Source organism: Saccharothrix deserti, from assembly GCF_009769385.1.
In the GTDB taxonomy this organism is placed as follows: domain Bacteria; phylum Actinomycetota; class Actinomycetes; order Mycobacteriales; family Pseudonocardiaceae; genus Actinosynnema; species Actinosynnema deserti.
Window position 1 is genome coordinate 25,063 of record NZ_VKAB01000061.1, and the last position, 12,133, is coordinate 37,195.

Genomic DNA, 12,133 nt, shown 5'->3' on the forward strand with positions numbered 1-12,133 from the left:
CGTCGTCGCGGGTTCAACGGACGAGTGGCGCCGCCTTGATGCCGTCGAGGGTCGTGGTCCGTACCCTGCCGCGGGGCTTCGGCCGATCGACCGGTTCGGTCGGCGCCGCTGTCCGCTGGTGTCGGCGACCCGGTTGTGCCGGCCCGGCGGGCTCGTCCCCGCACCCCGCCGGGCACCGCGGGAGCTGTGAGCAGAGCACCACCGGGCCGGTCGTCGAGTGCACTTCGAGGGATCCGTCGACGCGTGTGGTCAACGTGACCACGGCCGGGGTGGTCGCGCGTCCGTCGGCTTCGGTGTCACGTCGGGCGTGGTCCTTGGTTCGTCGGTGGAACGCGGTCACCGCGATGGAGCCGAACGCGGCCAACCACAGCAGACCCAAGAGGGAATAGCCCAACGACGCCTGGTCGGTGAAGCCGGCGGTCGTGCCCGCCTGCATCGCGCCGTAGGTGGGCACGAAGCGCACGACGCTCTGGTCGGACGACGGGTTGGTGACCGGGTTCTGGAGCATCACCTCGACCAGGCTGACCATGATGATCACGAACATGCCCGACAGCTCCGTGGACAAGACGAGACCGAGCACGAACCCCATGCCGCCGTAGGTCAGGCCGCTGATGAACAGGCTGAAACCGATCAGCCACACCTGCCGGGGGTCCCAGTGCAGCGTCATGACGGCGGCGGCGTACGACGCGACCGCGCCGGAGATCAGCAGCAACCCCGCCAGCTTCGCCACCAGCAGGGAGGACGTCGGGTAGCCCGCGAGCACGAGCCGCCGGTCGAACTCGCCCGACCTGCGCACGGCGGCGAACATCATGAACCCTACGATCAGGGTGACAGCGTTGATCGCGCCGGAGATGGTGATCAGCTCGTCGGCCGGCACCGACAGCGCCTTCTTGGCGACCTCCGAGTGGTAGTCGACTTGCCTGTCGGGCAGCACGGCCTTCACCAGCCCGATCCACGCGGGGATGAAGAAGACCACCAGCGCCAGCGCCAGCCGGTTCCGCGAGTGCTGGGCGATGTCGAACGCGACCGCCTTCACCAACGACGCCCGCCACGTCGTGCGGTCGTCCAGCGACCTCGTGACCGCGCCCAGCTTCTCCGTCAGAGTTGTCCAGGCCGTCATGGCTTTCCCCTCGTGAACCCCGGGCGCGGCGCGTCCGCGAGTGCCGCGCCCGGGTGGTGGATCTCGGAATCACGTCCGTGCTCGGCGGTGGCGCCGTTCACCCGTTGCCGCCGGGTGTCCCCAGCGACGAGTCGATGTGGTCGGCCAGTTCGGCGGGTGACGGGTGCGCCCAGACCTCCGCGGGGGTCAAGGCGATGTCCAGGTCGACGTGGAGCCTGCGGGTGAAGGCGACGGCGAGCAGCGAGTCCAGTCCGAGGTCGGTGAACTTCGCGTGCGCCGCGACGGCGTCGGGTTGCGTGCCGAGCAGCGCGGCGAGGGTGTGCACCACCGCGTCCTGCACCATGCGCCCCCGCGCCGGTCCCGGTTGCTCGTTGCGCAGGTCGAGGGTGGACGTCGCTTCGCGGTGGGAGGCCTCACCGGTGCGCAGGCCCGCCAGGAGCGGGTTGTCCAGCGCGTGCGGGAAGGCGCGGAACAGCAGTTCGGGTTGGTAGTCGAACACGCCGGTGTTCACCCGTTGGTGCCGCAGGAGCGCGGTCAGCGCGGCGAACCCGTCGGCGGTGGAGATGGTGTCGAACCCGCGCGCGGCGAAGTCCGTCGCACGGCCCGCCTCACCCCAGGCGCCCCAGTTCACCGACAGGGTGGGCAGCCCTTGGTCGTGCCGCCACCGGGCGAAGGCGTCCACCCACGAGCCGGCCGCGGCGTAGTTCGCCTGCCCGGCGTTGCCCAGCATCGCCGACATGGACGAGAAGACCACGAGCCAGTCCAACGGGAGGCCCTCGGTCGCGTGGTGCAGGTTCACCAGGCCGGTGACCTTGGGGTGCCACACGCGGGCCAGCCTGCCCTCGGTCATGGCGTTCAACGGGGCGTCGTCGAGCACCACGGTGGTGTGCAGGACGCCCCGCAGGTCGTTCCCCGCCGCCGTGACCAGGCGTCGGGCCGTCTCCGGGTCGGCCACGTCGCCGCGCACGACCTCCACCGCGCACCCGGTGGCCGCGATCGCGTCGAGCACGGCGCCGGCGCCGGGAGCGAGGTCGCCGCGGCCCCCGAGGACGACGCGGCCGGCGCCGGCGCCGGCCAACCACCGGGCGGCCTCCAGGCCCAGGCCCCGCGTGCCGCCCGTGACGATGTAGGCGGCTCCGCTGCGCACCACGTGCTCGGGGGTGGGTGCGTGCACGTGCACCCGCTGCCCGACCGGGGGGAAGGCGAGCGTGACGCGGCCGATGAGGTCACCGGAGGCCAGCTGCTTGAACGCCTCCGCCGCCTCGGTCAGGGGGACGACCGCGCTGGGCAGCAGGGGCAGCCTGCCGGCCGCGATTTCGGCCAGCACCCGCAGCATCGCCGCTCGGAAAACGACCGGCTGCTCGTTCGCCGTGAGCACCAGGTCCAGGGCGGTGTAGGTGTTGCCGTGCCGGAACTTGCCCAGGTCGACGCGCGCGCCGTCGTACAGGTCGCGCTTGCCGATCTCGACGAAGCGCCCGCCCGGGGCGAGCAGGTCCAGGGATGCCCGCATGGCCGCCCCGGTCAGCGAGTTGAGGACGACGTCGACACCGCGCCCACCGGTCGCCTCCAGCACCTGCTCCGCGAAGTCCAGGCCCCGTGAGTCGAACACGTGCTCCACCCCGTGCTCGCGCAGGTGGCGGCGCTTGGCCTCGGTGCCCGCGGTGCCGATGACCGCGGCACCGAGCAGTCGGGCGACCTCGATCGCGGCGAGCCCGGTGCCGCCGGCGGCGGAGTGCACCAGCACGGTCTCGCCCGCCCGCAGCCGCGCGAGGTCGTGCAACGAGTGCCACGCCGTGATGTAGGTCAGCACCGACGGGACGATGTCGACGGGGTCGAAGCCGTCGGGGATGCGCGCGGTCAGGTCGGCCCGCGCCAGGCAGTGGGAGGCCATCGACCCGCTCCCGTCCGTGATCACGGTGGTGACCAGGTCGCCGGGCTCCAGGTCTTCGACGCCGTCGCCGACGGCCAGCACCACGCCGGCGGCGTCCGAGCCGAGGGCGGGCAGGGTCCCGTCGTCGGTCGGGTAGATGCCGAGGGCGACCAGGATTTCGCGGAAGTGCACGGTGCACGCTTCCGGGCGCAGCAGCACCTGCCCGGCTCCCGGCGCGGGCAGCGGCTCGCCGGTCGCGACCAGCCGCAGCAGGTCCAGGCCCCCGTCCTCGTCGGGGCGCAGGACGAACTCGTCCTCGCCGACGACCGCGTCGACCTCGCGGGTGGTCCGCGGTGGCCGGGCCGCCAGCGGTGCGCGCGCCATCCTGGCCACGTACCGCTGCCCCGCCCGCCAGGCGACCTCCGTCTCGGGCGTCCCGGCCACCAGCTCCGCGACGACGTCGGCCAGGTCCTCGGCCGTGCCGGTGTCGCCGTCGACCCAGCTCACCGCCGACTGGGGTTGTTCGACAGCGGCTACGCGCAGCAGTCCGCGCAGCGCGCACACGCCGGGGTCGACCGGGTCGCCGTCGAGCACCGGTCGTGCGTTCCGGCTGACCAGCCACAGCCGGGGCGGCGAGCCGTGTCGCCCGTGTTCGCGCACGAGGGCGGTCACCTTCGTCACCCGGTCCAGGTCGTCGAGGTCTCCCGTGGCGCACCACACGACCGCGGCGGCGCCCGGGTCGGGGACCGCCGAGGTGTCGCGGTGGACCGCGGCCCGCAGCCCCGACCCGGACAGTGCCGCCGCTACCCGCTCGGCGACACCGTCGTGGTCACCCGGTTCTCCGACCACGACCCATTCGCCGGTCCGGGTCGTCGGCGGCTCGTCCGGGAGGGGGAGCTCTCGCCAGGAGATCTCGAACAGCCTGGCGTTGAGCCGCGCGTTCTCGGTCGCGGCCCGGGTGTTGCGGACGAGGTCCACGTCCTCCAGCGCGCCGACCCACTCCCCCCGCCTCGTCGTAGAGGTCGGCGCGACCGGTCGCGGTGGTGCCGTCGCGCCGCACCTCGGCGTGGACCCACGTGATGCGGTCGGGCCGGGCGGGCAGCACGATCTCGCCGATCCGCGTGGGCAACCAGGGCCCGTCCCCGTCGTCGGGCTCCTCGCCGCGGACCAGGCCGGCGGCCACCGACAGCACGCACCCGTCGAACAGCACCGGGTGGACACAGGGTGCCCCGGTGCGGATCTCCGCGTCGCCGGGCACGTCGAGCCGGGTGATCCCGTCGTCGGTGGCGGCGGCGATCGAGTGGAAGGCCGGGCCGGTGTCCAGGCCGATCCGGCGGAACGCCGCGTACAGGTCGTCGGGCGCCGCGGGGGCGTCGGGCAGGAGCAGCGCCGGGTGGACGTCGACCGGCCCCTCGCACCGGGTGGCCGTCGCCGCCGCCACCCGGTCCCACCCGCCACCGGTGTGCTGTACGACCTCGACCTCCATCCGGCGACCGCTCCTGGTGGCCGCGACCTGCAACGGCACGGAGGCGGCCAACGGCAGCATGCGCTCGAACCGCACGTCGGTCAGGCGGATCTCGTCCAGGACGGAGTCCAGCACGGCGGCGGAGGCGGCCAGGACCAGTTCGACGTGCGCGGCACCGGGAACCAGCGGGGTGCCGCGCAGGGTGTGCTGCGCCAGCCACTCGACGCGGTCCGTGCCGAGGTCCGCGTTCCACACGTGGCGCGTGCCGTCCTCGGCCTCGGGGTCGGGCACGGCCGACCGCTCGCCCAGCCACATGTGCGCCGCCGTGCCCCGCGACCCGTGCTCGGGTTCCTGCCAGTACCGGGAGCGGTCGAAGGCCGTGGGCGGCAGCACGGTCCGCGCTCCACCGCCGTTGACCGCGACGAGATCCACCGGCACGCCGGCCACGTGCAGCGCGGCGGCGGCCCGGCACATCGCCTCGCGCCCGTCCTGGTCCCGGACCAGGGAGGCCGCCGTCACCACCGGCACCCCCATCGCCGACGCGGTCTCCTCCACCGCCTGCGTCAGCAGCGGGTGCGGCGACAGTTCCAGGAACACCCGGTACCCGTCCTCGACCAACGCCCGGCAGGCCAGGTCGAAGCGAACCGGCGCGCGCAGGTTCCGCGCCCAATAGGCGCTGTCGAACACCACCTGCTCGCGCGGACCCACCGCGGTGGAGTAGAACGGCGCCGTCGCCGGTGCTCCCGACAACCACGACGTCCGGGTTGCGATGTCCGCCAGGATCGGCTCGACCTGCGGGGAGTGCGCGGCCACCACCACGGCGATCTGCTTGCAGAACACACCGCGCTCCTGCCAGCGGCGCAGCAGGTCCGCGACGGCCGGGCCGTCGCCCGCGACGACGGTGGACGCGGGAGCGGTCACCACCGCGACCGACACGCCCCGGGTGTCGGTGATCTCGGCCTCGACCTGCTCGACGGGCAGCGCCACCACGGCCATGCAGCCACCCGCGACCCGTTGGAGCAACGACGAGCGGGCGAGCGTGATGCGAATGCCCTCCTCGGGGGTCAGGATGCCCGCCGCCACCGCGGCGGCGGCCTCACCCATCGAGTGGCCCACCACGGCGGCCGGGCGCAGGCCCCGGTCCCGCCACAGCTCCGCCAGGGCCGTCTGCACCGTGAAGACCACCGGTTGGACCACGTCCATCCGCTCCAAGGGCTCGCCGGAGGCCAGCAACTGTCGCACCGGGACACCCGCCGCCGCGGCGACGGCGTCGAGCCGGTCGACCATACGGGTGAACGCAGGCTCCTGCTCCAAGAGGTCCCGGGCCATGCCGGGCCACTGCGAGCCGTGCCCGGAGAACACCCACACCGGCGTACCGGGATCGGTCGTCGGCCCGGTGACGACGCCCGGGTGGTCCTGCCGGGCGGTCACCGCGCGCAGGGCGGTCACCAGCCCGGCGCGGTCGGACGCCACCACGCAGGCGCGTGTGGACAAATGGCTGCGGTGCGCGGCGAGGGTGTGCGCGACATCCGCCAAGGGGTCGGGTGCGGCCTGCACGTGATCGGCCAGGCGGCGCGCCGTGGCGACCAGCCCGCCCGGTGAGGCTGCCGACACCGGGCACACCACCGCCTGCTCGCGCCGCACCGGCGGGCGGTGGGTCGTTGTCGGCGGGGGCGAGGCCTGTTCGACGATGACGTGCGCGTTCGCCCCGGTGACACCGAACGCCGACACCCCGGCGCGGCGGGGACGACCGGGGCTGTCCCAGGCGGTGGTGGCGGTGGGCACGACGAACCGGGTCCCGTCCGCGTCGATCCCGGGATTCCACCGGGTGAAGTGCAGGTTCGCCGGGATGCTCCCGCGCTGCACCGCCAGCGCGGCCTTGATGAGCCCGAGCACGCCGGCCGCGCTCTCCGGGTGGCCGATGTTGGTCTTCAGCGAGCCCAACGCGCAGGGACCGCCGGACTTGCCGTACGCGTCGGTCAACGCGGCGAACTCGATCGGGTCCCCGACCGGGGTGCCCGTGCCGTGCGCCTCCACGTAGCCGATGTCGTCGGGGGTGACGCCCGCCGAGCGCATCGCCGCCCTGATGACCGCGTGCTGGGCACTGCGCGAGGGCTGCGTGATGCCCTGCACCCGCCCGGCGTGGTTGATCGCCGTTCCGGCGATCACCGCCAGCACGCGGTCGCCGTCCCGCCGCGCATCGCTCAGCCGCTTCAACGCCACCATCCCGCAGCCCTCACCGCGCACGAAGCCGTCCGCGCTCGCGTCGAAGGCCGCGCACCGCCCGCGCGCGGACAACGCTCCGGCGCGGGCGAACCCGACGAGGCCGCCCCACTCCAGCTGCACGGTCGCGCCGCCCGCCAAGGCGAAGTCGGACTCCCCGCTGTGCAGGGAACGGCACGCCAGGTGCACGGCGACCAGCGAGGAGGCACAGGCTCCGTCCACGGCCAGGGACGGCCCGTTGACGTCGAGGATGTAGGAAATCCGGCCCGGCGCGCCCGAGGGAACCGCCGAGATGCCGTGGTAGACGTTGAAGTCCGCCAACGTGAACCGCTTGGCGTAGTCGGCCCCGGAGATGCCGATGAACATGCCGGTGCGGGACCCCGCCAGCGAGCGCGGTGGCACACCGGCGTCCTCCAACGCCTCCCAGGTGGTCTCCATCAACAGCCGGTGCTGGGGATCCACGCTGGCCGCCTCGCGGGCGGGCACGCCGAAGAAACCCGGGTCGAACAGGTCGATGCCGTCGAGGAAGGAGCCGCTGCCCAGGGCGGCCGAGTTCGCGAGGTCGGCGGGGATCACCCGCTCGTCGTCGGACCACCGCCTGCCGGGGTCGGAACCGGCCACGACGTCGCGCCGGTCCAGCAGGAGTTGCCACAGTTCTTCCGCCGAGGTCACTCCACCAGGGGTCCGGCACGCAGTTCCGACGATCGCCACCGGTGTCTGCCGGTCGGTGCCCGGGTTGTCTTCGTCCATGCTGGGATCCCTCCTGGGTTTCCGGTCCCCGGCTGGGAACACCGGGGGTCACGCACGACGCGCCGTTGGCGGGCATCCCCACCGGCGGGACTCAGGCGAAGAACCCGACCGCCTTGAATGCCGCGCGTGCGATCGGCGTGCCGAGCAGCGCCGGGATCGTGGTTTCACCGCCGAGGTACGCGTCGACCCTGCGCCACACCGGCGGGAAGGCGGTCAGCGCGGTGTGGACGCCCCCGGGGCGCTTGGTGAAGACGTTCATGACCTTGCGGGAGGCGAGCATCTCGACCCCCAGGGTGGAGCGCACCGCATCGGAGTAGGTAGCGCGCGCCCGCTCCAGGTCCACCGGGTGCCCCGCCCGCGCGATCTCCGCGGCCGCAACGCCTGCCCACGCTCCCGAGCGCAGCGCGAAGGAGATGCCCTCCCTGGACCACGGGTCGCACAGCCCCGCGGCGTCGCCGGCCACGATCGTGCGGCCGCGTGCCAGCGGTGAGTCGGGACGGCGGCACTTCGTCAGGTGCCCCGTGTCGTGCAGCGGGGTCAGGTGCGCCAAGCCGTGGCGTTCCAGGAACTCCCGCATGTAGGCCCTCGTGGCATCGCCCTGCCCGCGTGCGGCGACCACACCGGCCGTGCAGATGTCGCCCTTGGGGAAGACCCACCCGAACGAGCCGGGCAACGGTCCCCACTCCATCAGCATGCGGCCACGCCACTTCGCCGCGTCGCGCGGGTCGACCGGAACCTCGACCTCCAGCGCCAGGTCCACCTGTTCACAGCACACACCGACGTGACGGCTCACCCGCCCGGCGCTGCCGTCGGCGCCCACCACCGCGCGTGCGCGGATCCGTTCGCCCTCGCCGGTGCGCACGACGACCTCGCCGGCCCCGTCCTCCAACGCCGCCACGGCGGTCCGGTCCCGCACCAGGGCACCGGCCTCGGCGGCCGCCTTGGTGAGCGCGGCGTCCAACTCGTCGCGGAACACCATCTTGCACCGCACCGCCGTGGTGCAGCCGACGGTGCGTTCACGACGCCCCCTCAGCCCGAAGGTGACCGAGTCGATCTCGTCGCGGACCGTGACGCCGAGCCCGGCGGGCAGGAACGCCTGCGAACACCCGATCAGCCCGCCGCCGCAGGTCTTGTACCGCGGCACGGCGGCACGTTCGAGCAGCAGCACGCCGCACCCCGCTTCCGCCGCCACCCGGGCCGCCGTCGCCCCGGCCGGACCGGCACCAACGACCACCACGTCCCACAGCTGCCCGCCGATCCGATCCGTTGACATCCGATCACCGTTCCTGAGCGAGGGTCGGACGCGACTTCGCGCCCTGCCGGAGACGAGGGTTGGGTTTTACGCGCGGTCCGGAAAGCTGCCGTTGCGCACCGCCTGGCCATCGACGCCTCGGAGACCGCGACCTGTTCGAACGTAACAACGGAATGGAGACGCACCCAGGCCGACCGACGCGATTAAGCCCGCAAGGGCCACCAAGTCGCCCTGTACGGGACTGCGACAGTCACCATGTGTGATACGGAAAGCGCAGCACTTCCGACTGGACAGCCCGATCGAGCAACCAGCTGTTGTCAATGAGCCTTTCCGCGTAACCAGGGGTGACGTTTGGGTAGCAGAGGTCTGGGCGGTGACACACCGGATTCGTTGCACCGCAACACAAAGCGCAGAACACCGGCATGAAGATGACCTTTCCGAGGGGCCTTGACCCCGGATGTTGGACACCGGACACACTTGGATCCTGCTGGTTCTCAAATCCGTGGCCGACGACCTCGTGATCAACTCCGAGACGCTGCGCAACTGGATCCGGCTCGACGACGGACGGCGCACCGGATCACTCGCCACGTCCGGGGCGAACCCGGCGGCGGTGTCGGCGCCGGGCTCACATGAGGACGAGAACGCCGCGCTGCGCAAACGGATCCGCGAACTGGAGGAGGAACGCGACATCCCGCGCAAGGCGGCCCGCTATTTCGCCGGGGAGACGCGCTGGTGAACCGCTTCGGAGTTCGTCGCCGACCATCAGCGCCGCCACGGTGTCAAGCGGTTGTGCCGGGTGATCGGCATCGCCCGGTCCAGCTATTACCACTGGCGCGCCACCGCCCCGGACCGCGCCGCCCGCGCCGCGGCGGACGGCCGCCTGGCGGGGGGCAGCCTGGCCGGAGCGATCTTCCACAGCGGTCACGGAGCCCAATACAGCTCTCGGGCGTTCGCGGATGCCTGCCGGGACGCCGGGATGACCCAGTCCATGGGCGCCGTCGGCAGCTCGAATGACCCCGCAAACCCAGCCTTGGACACCGAAAGATCCGGCTGGACAGGACAGCGCAAGGCAACTGCGTCCGGACGGTTGCCGGATGAGTTGTTCGGACCTACTTCGCGGGTTCGGTGGGCTCGCGGGGCTGATCGGAGTCGCGGTCGTCGAGTGCCCCGAGTTGCCGCTGCACTCTCTGGGCGTCCTGCGTGCGGTGCTGGGCCTTGTACAGCTCCAGTGCTTCCTGCCATGCCTCGTGGGCTTGCTGATGCTGTCCGAGCGCAGCGTACGGGTGGCCGAGGTTGTCCAGGGTATCGGCAGCCAGGTCGGTGTTGCCGAGGGCGCGGAACAGGTCCAGGGCTTGCCGGTAGTGGTGGACGGCGTGATGGTGCCGACCGGTGCCGTGTTCGATCCAGCCCAGGCTGTCCAGAGTGTTCGCCTCACCCTCCGGGTTGCGGTGGCGGCGGTGCAGGGCCAGCGCGGCCTGGCAGTGGGCACGTGCGGTGTCGTAGTCGCCGAGGCGGGCGGTGTACCAGCCCATCGTGTTGAGCGAGTCTGCTTCCCACACCGGATTGCCGATTGCGCGGTCGAGTTCCAGGGAGCGAGCAGTGCACTCCAATGCCCGCTGGTCATCGCCTTGCAGTGCCCAGAGCCGCCCAAGCTGGTAGTGGGCGATGGCCTGCTGGGTGCGCTCGCCGTGGCGCTCGGCCATGGCCAAGGCCAGGTTCAGGTGTCGGGTCGCCTTCCCGTACTGCCCCAACTCGCCGTGAGCGCGGCCGAGAAGTCGCCGGACGAGGATGCGGACGGCAGGGTCGGGCAGGTCGGCGGTGGCCTCGAGCGCGGCCTGCCACACGGAGAGATCGTCGTGGCGGCGTCCGCGCCGGGCGTGGAAAGTGCTCAGCACCCTGGCCAGTTGCCACACGGGTTCATGCCAATGGTGAGCTGCGGCGGTGCGCTGGGCGGCCAGCAGATTGGCGTGCTCGGCGGTCAGCCAGTCCAGCGCGGACGGGATGTCGGACAGCGGGTGGGGCCGGGTGCCGGGGGTGGGTGGGTCGAGCTGGATTTGCAGGGCGTGGGGGTGCAGCAGGCGGTCCGCGGTGTGGGCGGTGTGCAGGTAGAAGTCGAGCACCCGCCGCAGCGCCGCCTGCCTGCTCTCCTCGATCAGGTGCTGGTCGGCGGTAATGCCGGCGTAGCGGCGAATCAGGTCGTGCATCCGGTACCGGCCACCGGTGTCCCGGGTAAGCAGCGACGCCGCGGCCAGTGCATCCAGCACTTGTCCAGCCTGTGCCTGCGACAGACCGATGGTGTTGGCAGCGGCGGGCAAGCCGATGTCGGGGCCGGGAGCGATGCCCAGCAGTCCGAACGCGGTTTGTTGCTCGGGCCTCAACGATCGATGCGACCAGGACAACACGGTGGGCAGGCTGGCGGCGGGGTCGTCATCGACCAACGCGCCCAGTCCGAGGTCACGCAACTCGATGACGAACTCGGCCAACGGGATGCGCCGGTGGGTGTGGGCACGGCCGGCGATGATGCTCAACGCCAGCGGGAACCCGCCGCACAATCCGATGATCTCGTCCACCGCCGCAGCTTCCGCGGCGATCCGCGCGGCGCCGAGTCGAGCAGTGAGCAGGGCGCGGGCCTCGACGTCGGACAGGACGTCCAGTGCCAATTGGCGGGCACCGTGGCGGATGACCAGGCCGGACAGGCGGTTGCGGCTGGTCACCAGCACGGTGCAGGACTTCCCGCCAGGCAGCAGCGGCGTGACTTGGGCGGTATCGGCGGCGTTGTCCACCAAGATCAGCATTCGTCTGTCGGCCACGAGACCCCTGAACAGAGCAGCCTGGGCATGTGGATCGACTGGTAACCGGCCAGGCTCGACGCCGAGTGCATCGAGGAAGCCTCGCACCGCCACCGCCGGGTCCATCGGCTCCCCGTCGGGGCTGAACCCGCGCAGGTCCACGAACAGCTGTCCGTCGGGGAACCGGTCGAGGTGCCGGTGGGCCCAGTGCAGGGCGAACCAGGTCTTGCCGATGCCACCCGCACCGGCGATGGCGGTGATCACCACCGTGCGTCCTGGGCCAGGATCATCCAGAGCGGTCAGCGCGACGAATTCGGGGTCGCGGCCGATGAAGTGCGGCGGTGCGGCGGGCAGCTGCCGGGCAACCACGACGGGCTCGGCCGCCGTGCCGCCAGGTGCGGCGGCGAGGGCCGGGTCGGCGGCGAGGATCTGCCGGTGCAGGTCTTGCAGCGCGGCGCCGGGGTCGGTGCCGAGTTCGTCCACCAGTCGTTCGCGGACCTTCCGGTAGTGCGCCATCGCGTCGGCGGCGCGACCGGCGCGGTAGACCGCCAGCATGTACTGGCCGGCCACCCGCTCGTCCAACGGCCACTCGACGGTGCGGATGGTCAGATCGGCCACCAGGTCCTCGCCGTGTCCGAGCCCCAACAAGGCGTCGGTGAGGTCG

Annotated in this window: 6 protein-coding genes; 1 reads left to right on the plus strand and 5 read right to left on the minus strand. The window is 72.3% G+C overall.

Features of this window, described 5'->3' with window-relative positions:
* Positions 1 to 13: 13 nt before the first annotated feature.
* From FM051_RS46345 to FM051_RS46360, 4 genes are all read right to left on the minus strand, one after another.
* Positions 14 to 1,120 (minus strand): ABC transporter permease, encoded by a 1,107-nt coding sequence (locus FM051_RS46345; protein WP_158853686.1) that lies wholly within the window; start codon positions 1,118 to 1,120, stop codon positions 14 to 16.
* Positions 1,121 to 1,217: 97 nt separating this feature from the next.
* Complete coding sequence (locus FM051_RS46350; protein ID WP_338019541.1) at positions 1,218 to 3,374, minus strand: SDR family NAD(P)-dependent oxidoreductase; 2,157 nt, start codon at positions 3,372 to 3,374, stop codon at positions 1,218 to 1,220.
* Positions 3,375 to 3,819: 445 nt separating this feature from the next.
* Positions 3,820 to 7,428 carry a type I polyketide synthase gene (locus tag FM051_RS52670; protein WP_158853690.1) on the minus strand — a complete coding sequence of 1,203 codons (3,609 nt, stop codon included), beginning with the start codon at positions 7,426 to 7,428 and terminating at the stop codon, positions 3,820 to 3,822.
* 91 nt (positions 7,429 to 7,519) lie between these two features.
* Complete coding sequence (locus FM051_RS46360) at positions 7,520 to 8,701, minus strand: geranylgeranyl reductase family protein (RefSeq protein ID WP_158853692.1); 1,182 nt, start codon at positions 8,699 to 8,701, stop codon at positions 7,520 to 7,522.
* Positions 8,702 to 9,182: 481 nt separating this feature from the next.
* Between FM051_RS46360 and FM051_RS46365 the strand changes: the two genes are divergently transcribed.
* Positions 9,183 to 9,416 carry a hypothetical protein gene (locus tag FM051_RS46365; protein ID WP_158853694.1) on the plus strand — a complete coding sequence of 78 codons (234 nt, stop codon included), beginning with the start codon at positions 9,183 to 9,185 and terminating at the stop codon, positions 9,414 to 9,416.
* 373 nt (positions 9,417 to 9,789) lie between these two features.
* Here the strand turns inward: FM051_RS46365 and FM051_RS46370 are convergent.
* Positions 9,790 to 12,133: ATP-binding protein (locus FM051_RS46370; RefSeq protein WP_158853696.1), on the minus strand; the 2,344-nt coding region annotated here is incomplete at its 5' end.